Origin of the sequence: Rhizobium sp. RU33A, from assembly GCF_900156055.1 — a bacterium.
GTDB lineage: Bacteria > Pseudomonadota > Alphaproteobacteria > Rhizobiales > Rhizobiaceae > Allorhizobium.
This window is the reverse complement of the sequence record NZ_FTMQ01000001.1, coordinates 360,737-374,335: the sequence shown is the minus strand read 5'-3', so window position 1 is coordinate 374,335 and position 13,599 is coordinate 360,737. Positions and strand designations below refer to the sequence as shown.

The 13,599-nt window shown below is 60.8% G+C and carries 17 protein-coding genes; 9 read left to right on the top strand and 8 right to left on the bottom strand.

What is annotated here, in order from left to right; translation table 11 throughout:
* Nucleotides 1-40: 40 nt before the first annotated feature.
* From BW978_RS01895 to BW978_RS01870, 6 genes are all read right to left on the bottom strand, one after another.
* On the bottom strand, nt 41-922 hold the full coding sequence (locus BW978_RS01895; protein WP_076391700.1) for a l-ornithine N(alpha)-acyltransferase: 882 nt from the start codon (nt 920-922) through the stop codon (nt 41-43).
* Nucleotides 923-1,008: 86 nt separating this feature from the next.
* Complete coding sequence (gene lspA / locus BW978_RS01890) at nt 1,009-1,500, bottom strand: signal peptidase II (RefSeq protein WP_076391698.1); 492 nt, start codon at nt 1,498-1,500, stop codon at nt 1,009-1,011.
* Nucleotides 1,501-1,502: 2 nt separating this feature from the next.
* Nucleotides 1,503-2,363 (bottom strand): TrmH family RNA methyltransferase, encoded by an 861-nt coding sequence (locus BW978_RS01885; protein WP_076391696.1) that lies wholly within the window; start codon nt 2,361-2,363, stop codon nt 1,503-1,505.
* Nucleotides 2,360-3,502, bottom strand: a complete 1,143-nt coding sequence (locus tag BW978_RS01880; protein ID WP_139330265.1) for a class I SAM-dependent methyltransferase — start codon at nt 3,500-3,502, stop codon at nt 2,360-2,362. Before BW978_RS01880 ends, BW978_RS01885 begins: the two co-directional genes overlap by 4 nt.
* A gap of 96 nt (nt 3,503-3,598) precedes the next feature.
* Nucleotides 3,599-3,943, bottom strand: a complete 345-nt coding sequence (locus BW978_RS01875) for a LapA family protein (protein ID WP_076391692.1) — start codon at nt 3,941-3,943, stop codon at nt 3,599-3,601.
* Between the two features lie 92 nt (nt 3,944-4,035).
* Nucleotides 4,036-4,338 (bottom strand): integration host factor subunit beta, encoded by a 303-nt coding sequence (locus BW978_RS01870; RefSeq protein WP_054149157.1) that lies wholly within the window; start codon nt 4,336-4,338, stop codon nt 4,036-4,038.
* Between the two features lie 300 nt (nt 4,339-4,638).
* Here BW978_RS01870 and lptC point away from each other — a divergent pair, with 300 nt between their 5' ends.
* The 6 genes from lptC to ptsN all read left to right on the top strand — a co-directional run bounded on the left by lptC (nt 4,639) and on the right by ptsN (nt 9,730).
* Nucleotides 4,639-5,322: an LPS export ABC transporter periplasmic protein LptC gene (gene lptC / locus BW978_RS01865; RefSeq protein ID WP_076391690.1), complete on the top strand. Its 684-nt coding sequence runs from the start codon at nt 4,639-4,641 to the stop codon at nt 5,320-5,322.
* A complete protein-coding gene (locus BW978_RS01860) occupies nt 5,319-5,870 on the top strand; it encodes an LptA/OstA family protein (RefSeq protein ID WP_076391688.1) in 552 nt (183 codons plus the stop codon). The genes lptC and BW978_RS01860 overlap by 4 nt, the downstream gene beginning before the upstream one ends.
* A gap of 75 nt (nt 5,871-5,945) precedes the next feature.
* Complete coding sequence (gene lptB / locus BW978_RS01855; RefSeq protein WP_076393122.1) at nt 5,946-6,692, top strand: LPS export ABC transporter ATP-binding protein; 747 nt, start codon at nt 5,946-5,948, stop codon at nt 6,690-6,692.
* Nucleotides 6,693-6,831: 139 nt separating this feature from the next.
* On the top strand, nt 6,832-8,400 hold the full coding sequence (rpoN, locus tag BW978_RS01850; protein WP_076391686.1) for an RNA polymerase factor sigma-54: 1,569 nt from the start codon (nt 6,832-6,834) through the stop codon (nt 8,398-8,400).
* A gap of 222 nt (nt 8,401-8,622) precedes the next feature.
* Nucleotides 8,623-9,198: a ribosome hibernation-promoting factor, HPF/YfiA family gene (gene raiA, locus BW978_RS01845; protein ID WP_076391684.1), complete on the top strand. Its 576-nt coding sequence runs from the start codon at nt 8,623-8,625 to the stop codon at nt 9,196-9,198.
* A gap of 67 nt (nt 9,199-9,265) precedes the next feature.
* A complete protein-coding gene (gene ptsN / locus BW978_RS01840; RefSeq protein ID WP_076391682.1) occupies nt 9,266-9,730 on the top strand; it encodes a PTS IIA-like nitrogen regulatory protein PtsN in 465 nt (154 codons plus the stop codon).
* Between the two features lie 78 nt (nt 9,731-9,808).
* Here the strand turns inward: ptsN and grpE are convergent, their stop codons facing one another.
* Together grpE and hrcA are read right to left on the bottom strand one after the other, a co-directional pair.
* A complete protein-coding gene (grpE, locus tag BW978_RS01835; RefSeq protein ID WP_076391680.1) occupies nt 9,809-10,438 on the bottom strand; it encodes a nucleotide exchange factor GrpE in 630 nt (209 codons plus the stop codon).
* A gap of 105 nt (nt 10,439-10,543) precedes the next feature.
* Entirely contained in the window at nt 10,544-11,632 is a 1,089-nt protein-coding gene (hrcA, locus tag BW978_RS01830; protein ID WP_076393120.1) for a heat-inducible transcriptional repressor HrcA, read from the bottom strand.
* A 171-nt stretch (nt 11,633-11,803) separates the two neighbouring features.
* On the opposite strand from hrcA, the gene rph reads away from it, so the two are divergent.
* Genes rph through rdgB form a run of 3 tightly spaced genes read left to right on the top strand, consistent with a single transcriptional unit; the run spans nt 11,804 to nt 13,596 of the window.
* Entirely contained in the window at nt 11,804-12,520 is a 717-nt protein-coding gene (gene rph, locus BW978_RS01825) for a ribonuclease PH (RefSeq protein WP_054151197.1), read from the top strand.
* 13 nt (nt 12,521-12,533) lie between these two features.
* A complete protein-coding gene (locus tag BW978_RS01820; RefSeq protein WP_076391678.1) occupies nt 12,534-12,938 on the top strand; it encodes a VOC family protein in 405 nt (134 codons plus the stop codon).
* A gap of 13 nt (nt 12,939-12,951) precedes the next feature.
* Nucleotides 12,952-13,596 (top strand): RdgB/HAM1 family non-canonical purine NTP pyrophosphatase, encoded by a 645-nt coding sequence (gene rdgB, locus BW978_RS01815; RefSeq protein ID WP_076391676.1) that lies wholly within the window; start codon nt 12,952-12,954, stop codon nt 13,594-13,596.
* Nucleotides 13,597-13,599: the final 3 nt, after the last annotated feature.

The window sequence follows — 13,599 nt, the reverse complement described above, 5'->3', positions numbered from 1 at the left end:
AGCGCTATGCGTCACCTTCTTCCCGATGGGGAGAAGAGGATCAACTGGCGCTGGCGAAGCGGCCGGCGTCGGCACCGTAGTAGTTGACGTAGCGGCCGGAGATGCTGGCGATGGGCAGGATGATCAGGACATCGGTCGTGTTGAAGGCCTGGTCGACCACCGCACCATTGCCGATCATGGCGCCAAGGCGAAGGTAGCCCTTGATCAGCGGCGGCATGGCGAAGAGCGCACGTCGGGCATTGACGGCTTCCGACGGCATCAGATCCATCTCGCGGTAGAGGTGGGGCAGCGCGTCAACCGCCCACTCACCCTTGGCGACGGCGTTCTGGTGCAGGAAGGAGAGCGCCAGCGCATGCTCCTCTGGCTGCGTTCCGGGGAAGGAGCCACAACCGAACATGGCGTCAACGCGGTGGTGGAGAGCGTAGGCCCAGCAGCCCTGCCAGAGCAGTTCAACCGTGCGCTTCGTGCGGTATTGCGGCAACACGCAGGAGCGACCGAGCTCCATGAAACGCTTGTCCGGATGGCGGGCAACGAGCGCGTTAACGCCGAATTCGGAGCCGGAATAGAAGCCGCCATGGGCGATCGCCACTTCATGGCGAAGGATACGATAGGTACCGACAATCTGGTCTTCGGCGTCGCCATCGATCGAACGGTCGAGGACCAGCAGATGATCGCAGAGTGCGTCCCAGCTATCGACTTCCCGGCCGCGGCGGGCATCTTCGATGCAGACCTGCGCCTTCATCTCCTCGACGAAGACGCGGTAGCGCACGGCCTGGGCAGCGTCGATTTCGCGTTCAGTGCGGGCAATGCGGGTTTCGAGATTGCCGATCCGCCCGAGGATGTCACGGGAGGCGAGCTGTCCGAGCGGCGCGGCCGTCGGATTTGCCAGGAGAAGGTCTCGTTCGATCAGTTCCACGCTCATCGGATCTATCCAGCGTTGAAGTCACGGGCCTTTAAACACGAGACTGCTACAGGAAAGTGACAAAACTTCGGAGGCTTCCGCCTCCGTCAAGCCTCCGGCGGCTTCGGCTTGCGATGCTGGATGATCTCGTCGATCACAATACAGATGGCGCCGATGGTGATGAAACTGTCGGCCAGATTGAAGACCGCGAAAGACCAGGTCTGGGTGTAGAAGAGAATGTAATCGACCACATAGCCATAGGTGAAGCGGTCGATGATGTTGCCGAGAGCACCGGCGATGATCATCGCAAAGCCGAGATGGGCGAAATGTTGTTCGGGGCCTGTCTTGCGCCAGAGCCACAAGACAAAACCGACAATGACCAGGCGCAGGCCGATGATGAACCAGCCGTCGAGATGCGACAGCATGGAGAAGGCGACGCCGAGATTATGGGTGCGGTAGAGCGCCCAGAACGGCAGAACCGGGATCAGCTCATGCATCGGCAGATAGATTTCCACCGCATATTTGATGGCCTGATCGAGGATCAGGGCGATGGCGATGAAGGTCAGGACCGGACCGGGCCGGTTGAAGGCGGCAAGCATTGTCACTTGGCTCCGTCGAGGGCGAGCAGATGGCGGCGGATCTCGAAGAGCATGACGCCGGTGGCCACCGCGAGATTGAGGCTGTCGGCCATGCCGACCTGGGGGATGCGGGCGAGCTTGTCGGCAGCGGTCGCGAGCTCATCCGGCAGGCCGGACTGCTCGTTGCCCATCATCAAGATGACCGGCTTCGATTTGTAATCAATGGTGCGGTAATCGACGGCGCCGGCCAGATGCGTGGCGACCAGGCGCGCATCCACGGATTTCTTCCACTTGAGGAAGTCAGCGGGCGTGGTTTTCACCAGCGGAAGGGCAAACATCGAGCCCATGGTGGCACGCACGGTTTCCATCGAGAAGGGATCGGTGCAATCACCGACGAGGATGACGCCCGAGGCACCAGCAGCATCGGCCGTGCGGATGATCGTGCCGAGATTGCCGGGATCGCGGACACGGTCGAGCGCGATCCAGGTTTCGGAACCCTTGGGCTGTATGTCCTTGAGCGGCGTCCAGCGCTGTTCAAAGACGGCGGCGACCATCTGCGGATTATCGCGCCGGGTGATGGAAGACATGACCTTTTCGCTGACTTCCAGCACGAGGCCACCTGCGGCGACAGTGCGGGCGGCGACCTTTTCGACCAGCGGCTTGCCCTTGCCGGCCTTGGCATAGACGAGCGTGCGGATGGTCCAGCCGCGATCAAGCGCGTCGATCACCAGCTTCAGACCTTCAGCAAGGAAAGTGCGGCTTTCGTCGCGGCTCTTTTTCTGGGAAAGCGCCTTGATGTCCTTGATGATGGGATTGGCGAGGCTGGTGACCTCCTTGACCTGGCCGACGCGGCGCGGGCCATCGTGGCGGAAATCATCGCTCATTTCGGCACCCAGCGGCTGAAGAGAGAAGTGGATAGCGCACGCCCCGGCGTCTTGCCGTCCAATCCGGCTTCGCGGATTACCAGTTCACCCGACTCGACCAGGCCGCCCTTGCCGCGCATGGTTTCCCGCATCAGCTCGTGGATCGAGTAGAAGCTGGCACGTATCGAATAGGCCGTCAGCACCAGGCCGACGGATTTGGGCGCGAGCAGTTCGCGGCAGATGTCGAGCATCAGCGGCAGATGGTCGAAGAGCTGCCAGACTTCGCCATTGGGACCACGGCCGAATTTCGGCGGGTCGGTGAGAATGATGTCGTAGCGATGGCCGCGACGCTCCTCGCGCAGGATGAACTTCATCGCGTCCTCGCAGATCCAGCGGATCGGTGCCTTGTCGAGGCGGCTCAGCGACTGGTTCTCACGCGCCCAGCCAATCGCCTTCTTCGAGGCATCGACATGGGTGACTTCGGCGCCGGCAGCGGCTGCCACCAGCGAGGCAACACCGGTATAGCCGAAAAGGTTCAGGACCTTCAGCGGCCGATCGGCAGCCTCGATCTTCTCTTTCATCCAGCTCCAGTGCGCGATCTGCTCGGGGAAGACGCCGACATGGCGGAAGGCGGTGAAACGGCCGTGGAAATCGACGCCGAGCAGGGAGAGCGGCCAGGTTTCGCCGAGCGCCTCGCGCTGGAAGCGCCAGCGGCCCATGCCATCTTCATCCGTATCGCCCGTAAACACGGCGTCGGCCTTGTCCCAGACATGGGTGGGTAAAGCCTTCGGCCACAGCGCCTGGGCTTCGGGGCGAACGATGCGATAGGGGCCATATTGCTCGAGCTTCACCCCATCGCCGCTGTCGATCAGGTGGAAATCACCGGCGCCTGAGGATTCTAGGATCAGCGGCACGCGCTCGGCCGGGCGATCACCGTTGCGGACCGTCAGCACGCGGGCGGGTTCAGCCGTCGTCTCGGGCGCTTGCGGCTGAGACGACGGCTTTCGTGCCTCGCCATCACGGCGCTGCGGGCGGGCCTGGCGCTCGTCCCTGCCCTTCGAAGGGTACGGCTTTGCAGATCCAGGCCGTGTGTCGCCACTGGCTTTCGCCTTCGCTCCCGGAAATGGCTTTGCGCCGGGGCGACGTTCCTTATTCTTCACGTCAATGATCCGTGGGTCGTGTTCGTTTGCGCCAGCCCATAGCATTGCCGGCCCGCTGCGGAAAGGAATTTTGCCGCGAGCACAAATGCCCTGATGTCACTTGGCGCCGAGTTGGGGCAGCGTCGAACCGGCAATCTGTTCGGCCCTTATCTTCTGGCGATCGGCCTCGGCATGCCATTGCTGCGCTTCACGCGACTGGGTGCGCGCCTTCTTGCGGTGTTTGCCCTGGGTGAACCAGGTCACCACAGAGCCAAGGAGCACACCCAGCATGACCGCAAGAATGAGGAAGACGAAGAAAGGCGCAGAAACAGACAGAGCCTGATCTGCCGGATTGAACGGGTTGAGCGCGAGACTGACGACGCCGCGATTTGCCACAGCCAGAACGATCAGCAGCACGCCGAGGGGCAGAAACACCACGAGGCTCACGACTTTCCGGATCATTTGGACAACTCCCTGTTCACTCCGAGGCGACTGCGGTCACCTCTTTGGGCTCAAGTTAAGGACAGGGGCGGAATTTTCAACGCGAACAGCGCTTATTCGTCGTCCTCGTCGCCCATGCCCGGGTTGAGGCGCTCGCGCAGTTCCTTGCCCGTCTTGAAGAACGGAACCCATTTCTCCTCGACAAACACGGTTTCGCCGGTTCGGGGATTGCGTCCCGAGCGCGAGGGACGGTTCTTGACGGAAAAGGCACCAAAGCCACGGAGCTCGACGCGATTGCCGGCGGCCAGCGCATCGGTGATCTCGTCCAGAACCGCATTTACGATATTCTCCACATCGCGATGATAAAGATGCGGATTGCGGGCCGCGACGATCTGCACCAATTCCGACTTTATCACGCGGACCCCCTGAATTTTCCAATGTGACGTTGAGCGGCAATAACGTTGCCAAAGCAAAAAAGCTCAGTCAAGGAACAACTTAACCATAAATTGCCGTCTTTGCGAGAGATATGACGAGCGTCACACGCTAATTCGTGATCGCGAGGGTCACATTTTCACCCTCCGCTTCCGGCATGGCTTGCCTGGCGCTTCTTGTAACGGTTCTGCCATAATCCATATTGGCAATGCCGAATGGACATGCGAAACGACGAGCGAGGCGGTTTGCTGACGGCTACCGCCACGATAAACGGATACTTGAGAATGCTGGAAGCGACACGTGAGGGACTGCCGCCGCTGGAGCGCCGATCCGAAGCCGATGCCTATCGGCGGGCGGCCAGCCATTCGCGTCGCGTCCGGCGCCTGCGCTTCCTTCTCCCTGTCGTTGCACTGGCCATCACGCTGGCATTCGTTGCTGTCTCCTTCGTGCGCAGCCTGATGCCTGACGAATTGCAGATCGAGTCCGCCAAGATCGAAGACGGCAAGGTCGTCATGGAGAAGCCGGCGATCGCTGGCCGCAACGAAGAGGGCGTGCGCTATTCGATGCGCGCCGAGCGAGCGCTGCAGGACATCAAGAATCCCAACATGATCGCGCTCGAGACGATTGCCGCGGCCGTGCCGGTCAACGACAAGATCATCGCCCGCGTCGTCGCCTCAAGCGGCATCTTCGACCGTGGCGCAAACACTCTCAACCTCGACAAGCCGTTCACCCTCAATCTCAGCAGCGGTATCGACGCCCAGTTCAATTCCGCCAATCTTGATATTGCCGGCGGGACGATGAAGACAAATGATCCTGTCGCCATCCAGACCAAAGGCGCGTCGATTGTTGCGAACTCGCTCGAGATGAAGGATAAGGGGCGAACCATGATCTTCGCGGGCAGTGTCAAGTTGAACATCGAGCCGTCCGCCATTCAAAGCAATCGGTCCACGGAAGCCGCCCAGCCATGATTCACAGCACCTTCGCCAAGTTTTCCTTTGCCGGCTTCCTTCTGGTTTCGGCAGGTATACTTGCCGGACCATCGGCGGCCCAGACGACGAACAGCCAGATGAACGGTCTGAAGCTGTCGAACGATCAACCTATTCAGATCGAAAGCGATCAGTTGGAGATCCGCGAGCAGGAAAAGAAGGCCTTCTTCACCGGCAATGTGAAGGTTGTGCAGGGCACGACGACGCTTCAGGCCGGGACCATGGTCGTTCACTATCGCGGCGAGGGCGAGACGGTGACCCAGGGCAATGCCGATATCGAGAAGATCGACGTTGCGGAGAAGGTATTCCTGTCATCCGGCACGCAGCAGGCGACGGCCGATACCGGGTATTTCGACATGGCGCAGCAGGTCTTCGTGCTCGAAGGCGAGCGCGTCGTGCTTTCGGAAGGACAGAACGTCTTTGTCGGCTGCAAGCTCACCGTCCAGATGAATTCCGGCCAGGCCAAGCTCGACAGCTGCGGCCGGCGCGTTCAAATTCAGCTCGACCCCAAGTCCCAGCAGAGCAACTGACGGGTCCGCGTGAACGTGCACATTCCATTTTTCTCCAAGAAGAAGCAGCCCCAGAAGGCCGCGAACCCCACCGGCCTGCCGGGCGACAAGGCGCGCTATGAAGGCACGCTGATCGCTCACGGACTGACGAAAACCTACAATTCGCGCCGCGTCGTCAACGGCGCCTCGCTGGTGGTCCGCCGCGGCGAGGCCGTCGGCCTGCTGGGTCCGAACGGTGCCGGCAAGACGACCTGCTTCTACATGATCACCGGCCTCGTGCCCGTCGATGCCGGCACGATCTCGATCAACGGCAACGATGTCACCTCCATGCCGATGTACCGGCGCGCCCGTCTCGGCGTCGGCTACCTGCCGCAGGAAGCGTCGATCTTTCGTGGCCTGACGGTGGAAGAGAACATTCGCGCGGTGCTTGAGGTCCACGTTTCCGACAAGCGCAAGCGCGAAGAGAAGCTCGACGAATTGCTTGCCGAATTCCACATCGAAAAGCTGCGGAAGTCGCCGGCTGTGGCGCTTTCCGGCGGCGAGCGCCGACGTCTGGAAATTGCCCGCGCGCTTGCGACCGATCCGACCTTCATGCTGCTGGACGAACCGTTTGCCGGCGTCGACCCGATCTCGGTCTCCGACATCCAGAATCTCGTGCGACATCTCACGGCACGCGGAATCGGTGTTCTCATCACCGACCACAATGTGCGTGAAACGCTCGGCCTGATCGACCGCGCCTATATCATCCATGCAGGTGAAGTGCTCACCCATGGCCGGGCCAACGACATCGTCAACAATGCCGATGTGCGTCGTCTCTATCTCGGCGAGCAGTTCAGCCTCTGACGTATCTTTGAAGAAAAGACCGCCTTGCCCCTCCCGTGGCTTGACCAAAACAAAATAAAAAGCAATTTTTGGGCCAAGTGGAATTTCCCGCCATAAATGGCGGGTTTGCGGGGGAATGTAGGGGAGTCGAACGTCCGCCATGGCCTTATCCGCCAATCTATTCCTGCGACAAAGCCAGTCTCTGGTGATGACTCCCCAGCTGATGCAGTCGATTCAGCTGTTGCAGATGACACACCTCGAGCTGATGCAGTTCATCGCGCAGGAAGTGGAGCGGAATCCGCTGCTCGAAATGGCGGCAGATGATGGTGATTTGGGCGGCGACCCGCCTGACAATGCCGACCGCCACACCAACACGGCGCTGGAAAACCAGGCCGCTTCCGACGAGGCCGGCGCTTCTCCATCGCTCGACAGTGATTGGTATGAGAATGGTGCGAGCGAGCGGCTGAACGACCGGCTCGACACGAATTACGATGCGGCCTTTGTGGACGAAGGCTCCGTACAGCGGGCCGATGCGCCAGAGCTGCTCGGACAATGGAAATCCATGCCCGGTCAGTCTGGCGACGGAAGCGAGGGCTACGACCTCGATGATTTCGTTGCCGGCCAGGTCAGCCTCAGGGACCACCTGAACCAGCAAGTCCCCTTCGCACTCTCTTCGGCCTCGGATCAGTTGCTCGCCTCCGTGCTGATCGATCATCTGGATGAAGCGGGCTATCTGCGCGCAGATCTGGAAGAGGTGGCGTCTCGCCTCGGTCTGAGCCATGCGGATGTAGAGGTGGTTCTTGCGACCCTGCAGACGCTGGAGCCTGCCGGGGTCTTTGCGCGAAGCCTCAGCGAATGCCTGGCGATCCAGCTGCGTCAACGTGATCGGTATGACCCGGCGATGGCGGGCCTTGTCAACAATCTCGAACTGCTTGCCAAGCGCGATTTCGCCACGCTGAAGAAGATCTGCGGCGTCGACGAGGAAGACCTCGTCGACATGCTGTCGGAGATCCGCAAGCTCAATCCAAAGCCAGGCAGCAGCTTCGAGCATGCCGTCAGCGAATCCGTGACGCCTGATATCGTCGTGCGTCCTGACGGGCTCGGAGGCTGGCAGGTCGAGCTCAATCCGGATGCGCTTCCGCGCGTGCTCGTGAACCACAGCTACATGGCCGCTGTCGGGCGCCCGAAGGCGCCCAGGGACGCTCCGGACCAGGCTTTCATGTCGGAATGCCTGCAGAACGCCAACTGGCTCACACGCAGCCTCGACCAGCGCGCCCGAACGATCACCAAGGTCGCAGCCGAGATCGTGCGCCAGCAGTCCGCCTTCCTCGACCACGGCGTCGATCACCTGCGGCCACTGAACCTGAAAACGGTCGCCGATGCCATCAAGATGCACGAATCGACCGTGAGCCGCGTGACGACGAACAAATACATGCTCACGCCCCGCGGGCTGTTCGAACTCAAATACTTCTTCAGCGTGTCGATCGCCTCGGCGGAAGGCGGCGACAGCCATTCGGCAGAGGCCGTGCGCCATCGGATCCGCGCCCTGATCGAAAAGGAAAGCCCCGAGACGGTGCTGTCCGACGACGACATCGTCGACCAGCTGAAATCATCAGGCGTCGAGCTCGCACGGCGCACCGTGGCCAAATATCGCGAGTCGATGAACATCCCTTCTTCCGTCCAGAGACGTCGCGAAAAGCGCGCCATGGCCAAGGTTTCAGCCGGCTGACGGCCCCCTTCCCGCCTGAAAGATTAACAGGAGATTGACTCTTTCCCCGTGGGCGGCTAGAAGCGCGCCGCAATCGACAGCGCACACTGTCAACCGAAGGAAGATCCTTCGACGACGCCCGACAAACGAAGGCACAGACTAACCTAACCGTTCGAAAAGCTTGGACGCGGCCGTCGCTTGGCGTAAAATGGATACGCAACCAATCATAAGAAGGGAAACTCCATGAGTGTGCGTGTATCCGGCAAGCAGATGGAAATCGGCGAAACGTTCCGGCAGCGGATCGAAGATCGAATCCAGGATGCGGTTACCAAATACTTCGACGGAGGGTATTCCGGGCAAGTGGTCGTCTCGAAGTCGCAGTCGCGCTTCGCTGCCGATTGCCTGGTGCATCTCGATACCGGCGCAAACCTGCATGCCGCAGGTGAGGCCAATGATCCGCAAGTGGCCTTTGACACCGCCTTCGAGCGCGTCGAGAAGCGCCTGCGTCGCTACAAGCGCAAGCTGAAGGATCATCACGCGGGAGAAGCACAGAACCCGTCGATCGAGGTAGCCTACACGGTTATGGATTCCGGCGACGAGGATCACGAGGAACTTCCCGAGGACTACGCGCCGACGATCGTTGCCGAGAGCACCAAGAAACTTCGGACCATGTCCGTCGCTTCCGCAGTTATGGCTCTCGATATGACTGACGACCCGGTTCTTCTGTTCAGAAACCCGGGAAGTGAACAATTGAATATCGTTTATCGTCGGAATGACGGTAATATCGGGTGGATCGATTCCGCCAACATCAAAGGCTGAAGATCGGCTTGGGCGGCTGCGCAAGGCAGCCGCCCGCTCCTCGATCCGAGGCATGAAGGACATTGATATGGCATTGGCAGATTTGCTGCAGCAGGATGCTGTCGTACCGGCTCTCCGGGTGAACTCCAAGAAGCAACTGCTTCAGGAACTTGCGGCCAAAGCCTCCAAGCTTACCGACATTCCGGAACGGGAAATCTTCGACGTGATCCTGCAGCGCGAGCGCCTCGGCTCGACTGGCGTGGGCAACGGCATCGCCATTCCGCATGGAAAGCTGAACAAGATCAACAAGATCACGGGTGTCTTCGCGAGACTCGAAACGCCGGTCGATTTTGAAGCGCTCGACGATCAACCGGTCGATCTGGTCTTCCTGCTGCTGGCGCCCGAAGGTGCGGGCGCAGATCATCTGAAGGCCCTGTCACGCATTGCGCGCGTGCTGCGCGATCAGGATCTGGTGGCAAAGCTGAGAGCGACCGAATCGGCGTCCGCGATCTACACCTTCCTCAACGAGGAACAGGCGTCAAACGCTGCCTGAACGACTTCCTTCAGGTCCAGACAGCAAAAAAGCGCCCGACTGGGGCGCTTTTTTCCATTCACGCGAGATCACGTCTGCTCACGCCTTGGCGGCATCCTCGGCTGCGGCTTCCGACTTCGGGCCGCCCTTGGCAACGCCGACCATGGCCGGGCGCAGCACACGCTCGCCGATGGCGTAACCGGCCTGAACGACCTGGACGACCGTGTTGTTGGGAACGTTCGGATTGGGCACCTCGAACATCGCCTGATGGAAGTTGGGATCGAACTTCTGGCCTTCCGCCTCGATCCTGCGCACGCCATGGCGCTCGAGCGTGGCCAGCATGCCGCGCTCGGTCATTTCGACGCCTTCGATCAGAGCTGTGAGGGTCGCATCTGCGGCGGCGCGAGCCTCTTCCGGCAGCGTCTCGATCGCGCGGCGCAGATTGTCGGAAACCGACAGCATGTCGCGGGCGAAACCGGTTACCGCATAGGACTTCGCATCCTTGATTTCGCGATCGGTGCGGCGGCGCAGATTGTCCATTTCAGCGGCCAGGCGCAGGAAACGATCGCGCAAATCGGCGTTTTCTGCCTTCAATGCGTCGATCGGATCATTCTCCTGCGCGGACCCGGCCTCGCTTTCGTTCGCAACCTGTCCTTCTTCGGTGGTCGCGGTTGCTTCTGCCTCGGTAGCTGCCGCGTCAGGTCCGTTCTTGTTGGTTTCTTCGGTCATGACGTTCTCCGGATGATGTCTCGTTTTCGAAGCTTAAAGCTTTCGAATGCGTGCCCGATATCAGGGTTTGACGAGAAAAAATCAAGGGTTTGTGGGGAAATTGGCTCATCGCGTGCCGCGCGAGAGCCTTGCCATTAGCTGAGCGGTGTAATCGACCATCGGCACGATGCGCGAATAGTTGAGACGGGTCGGACCGATCACGCCGACGGCGCCGACGATACGGTCTTCGCCATCACGATAGGGCGCGACGATCAACGAAGAACCGGAAAGCGAGAAAAGCTTGTTTTCCGATCCGATGAAGATCCGGACCCCCGGGCCGCTCTCGGCCAGATCGAGGATTTCGATCAGGCTCTCCTTGCGTTCCAGATCATCGAACAGCAGGCGCAGGCGATCGATGTCGTCCGACCCGGCCAGCCCCTCCAGGAGATTGGCCCTGCCCCGCACGATCAGCCGCGCCGGCTGCTTTTCCGCAACCTCGCCGGACCAGACGGCGAGGCCTCGCTCGACCAGATCCTGCGACAGGGTGTGGAGTTCTGTCGCTACCTGGGCCTTCAGGTTTTCCAACTGGCCACGCAGTTCGCGCAGCGTCTGACCGGTCAGGTTGGCGTTCAGAAAATTGGCCGCCTCGGTCAACTGCGAGGCCGTGACGCCTGCCGGCAGTTCGATGATACGGTTCTCGACCTGATTATGTTCTCCGACGAGAACGGCGAGCGCCTTGGTCGGTTCGAGCCGAATGAACTCGACGTGCTTGAGAATGGGATCATTCTTTGCCGAAATGACGAGGCCGGCGCCGCGCGACAGGCCGGACAGCATGCGGCTGGCCTCGGTCAGCATGGCCTCCATCGGCTGATCGGCACTGGAAGGCCTGATCTGACGCTCGATTTCGTCGCGCTCGCCTTCGGAAAGATCGCCGATCTGCATGAAGGCGTCGACGAAAAAGCGCAGGCCGGCCTGCGTGGGCAGGCGTCCGGCGCTGATATGCGGCGCGTAGATGAGACCGAGTTCTTCGAGATCGCTCATGACGTTGCGCACGGAGGCCGGCGACAGCGACATCGGCAACAGGCGCGAAAGATTGCGCGAACCGAGCGGATCGCCGCTGTCGAGATAGGTCTCGACGATACGACGAAAGACCTCCCTGGAGCGGTCGTCCAGAGAGGCGGACACGTCTGCGACGGTCGTCTTCGGTGATGCCATTATCGGAACGAACATGATCTCAAAGGTTTCATGCCATAAATATAATCACTGCTTACGGGATGACCAAGGGGTATTTCGCCGTGCGCAAGGCTCTCTGCGCTGCGGCATGGTTTTTCTTTGCAAATAAGCTGCTCGGTCCTTAGAAGGCAACTAACAACCCAGGAGATTGCAATGCGGCCATCCGGCAGAAAAACCGATCAAATGCGCAAGGTTTCGTTCGAGCGCAACTTTTCCAAGCATGCAGAAGGCTCCTGCCTGGTGAAGTTCGGCGACACGCATGTGCTGTGCACCGCGAGCCTGGAAGAGAAGACCCCGCCGTGGCTGCGCAATTCCGGCAAAGGCTGGGTGACGGCGGAATACGGCATGCTGCCGCGTGCCACCGGCGACCGCATGAAGCGCGAAGCCGCCTCGGGCAAGCAAAGCGGTCGCACCCAGGAAATCCAGCGTCTCATCGGCCGGTCGCTTCGGGCGATTGTCGATCTGGAGGCTCTCGGCGAACGCCAGATCTCGATCGACTGCGACGTTATCCAGGCGGATGGCGGCACGCGCACGGCGGCGATTACCGGCGCTTTCATTGCCCTTCATGACTGCCTGAAGTGGATGGAAGCCCGCAGCATGATCAAGGTCGAGAAGGTCCTCAAGGATCATATTGCGGCCGTTTCGTGCGGCATCTTCGCAAGCCAGCCTGTGATCGACCTCGACTATCTGGAAGACTCGGCTGCCGAAACGGACGCCAACTTCGTGATGACCGGCTCTGGCGGCATCGTCGAGATCCAGGGCACGGCAGAAGGCAAGCCGTTCAGCCAGGACGAGTTCCTGACGCTGCTTGGTCTGGCGCGGAACGGCATCGACGAACTGGTAGCGCTGCAGAAGCAGACAATCGCCTGAGAAGAAGGGCCGCATGATCGAAGGGATACTCGAAACCGCACTCTATGCGGACGATCTGGACAAGGCGGAGGCGTTTTATGACGGCGTCCTCGGTCTTGAAAAGATCCGCCGTGGCGGCAACCGGCATATCTTCTATCGGTGCGGGTCCGGCGTCCTTCTGATCTTCAATCCGGCAGAAACGGAGACACCCATCGCCGAGGACCCCCTCCCTGTCCCGACCCACGGGACGAGGGGCCCTGGCCATGTCTGTTTCATCGTCGGTCACGACGATCTCGATGCCATGCGCAGTCGGCTGAAGGAGGCCGGTATACCGGTCGAGTCCGAACTGACATGGCCGAACGGCGCATGCTCGATCTACTTCCGCGATCCGGCCGGAAACAGCCTGGAATGCGCAACCCGCACCCTTTGGACTTCTTGAACGGACCTATCGCATGCGCAAACTCGACACCCGCACCATCGTCGTTGCCAGCCACAATGCCGGCAAGATTGCCGAAATCGCCGACCTGATCGGCCCCTTCGGCTTTTCTGCCAAATCGGCCAAGGACCTGAATTTCGTCGAGCCAGATGAAACCGGCACGACCTTCGAGGGGAATGCCGCGATCAAGGCGCTCGCCTCTGCCAAGGCTTCCGGGCTGCCTGCGCTCTCCGACGACAGCGGCCTCGTCATCGATGCGCTCGACGGCGCTCCGGGCGTCTATACGGCCAACTGGGCCGAGCGCGAGGATGGCAGCCGCGACTTCCAGATGGCAATGGAGAAGGTCGAGAAGGCTCTCCAGGAGCGCGGCGCGACGGAAGCCACTCAGCGGACCTGCCGCTTCGTCAGCGTGCTCTGCCTCGCCTGGCCTGATGGCCATACCGAATTCTTCCGGGGCGAGGTTGAGGGTGTGGTTGCCTGGCCGCCGCGCGGCACCGCTGGTTTCGGCTATGACCCCGTCTTCCAGCCCGAGGGGCATCAGCGCACCTTCGGCGAGATGACTGCGGACGAGAAGCACGGCTGGAAGCCGGGTGATGCTGACGCTCTGTCGCATCGTGCCCGGGCCTTCAAGCTTTTCGTCGAAACCTGCCTGGAGGCATGACGC

Excerpts from the sequence above, each read along its gene's own strand:
- BW978_RS01895 (WP_076391700.1), bottom strand. The coding sequence starts at position 922 with ATGAGCGTGGAACTGATCGAACGAGACCTTCTCCTGGCAAATCCGACG.
- lspA (WP_076391698.1), bottom strand. The coding sequence starts at position 1,500 with ATGCTTGCCGCCTTCAACCGGCCCGGTCCGGTCCTGACCTTCATCGCC.
- BW978_RS01885 (WP_076391696.1), bottom strand. The coding sequence starts at position 2,363 with ATGAGCGATGATTTCCGCCACGATGGCCCGCGCCGCGTCGGCCAGGTC.
- BW978_RS01875 (WP_076391692.1), bottom strand. The coding sequence starts at position 3,943 with ATGATCCGGAAAGTCGTGAGCCTCGTGGTGTTTCTGCCCCTCGGCGTG.
- lptC (WP_076391690.1), top strand. The coding sequence starts at position 4,639 with ATGCTGGAAGCGACACGTGAGGGACTGCCGCCGCTGGAGCGCCGATCC.
- BW978_RS01860 (WP_076391688.1), top strand. The coding sequence starts at position 5,319 with ATGATTCACAGCACCTTCGCCAAGTTTTCCTTTGCCGGCTTCCTTCTG.
- rpoN (WP_076391686.1), top strand. The coding sequence starts at position 6,832 with ATGGCCTTATCCGCCAATCTATTCCTGCGACAAAGCCAGTCTCTGGTG.
- raiA (WP_076391684.1), top strand. The coding sequence starts at position 8,623 with ATGAGTGTGCGTGTATCCGGCAAGCAGATGGAAATCGGCGAAACGTTC.
- ptsN (WP_076391682.1), top strand. The coding sequence starts at position 9,266 with ATGGCATTGGCAGATTTGCTGCAGCAGGATGCTGTCGTACCGGCTCTC.
- grpE (WP_076391680.1), bottom strand. The coding sequence starts at position 10,438 with ATGACCGAAGAAACCAACAAGAACGGACCTGACGCGGCAGCTACCGAG.
- hrcA (WP_076393120.1), bottom strand. The coding sequence starts at position 11,632 with ATGGCATCACCGAAGACGACCGTCGCAGACGTGTCCGCCTCTCTGGAC.
- rph (WP_054151197.1), top strand. The coding sequence starts at position 11,804 with ATGCGGCCATCCGGCAGAAAAACCGATCAAATGCGCAAGGTTTCGTTC.
- BW978_RS01820 (WP_076391678.1), top strand. The coding sequence starts at position 12,534 with ATGATCGAAGGGATACTCGAAACCGCACTCTATGCGGACGATCTGGAC.
- rdgB (WP_076391676.1), top strand. The coding sequence starts at position 12,952 with ATGCGCAAACTCGACACCCGCACCATCGTCGTTGCCAGCCACAATGCC.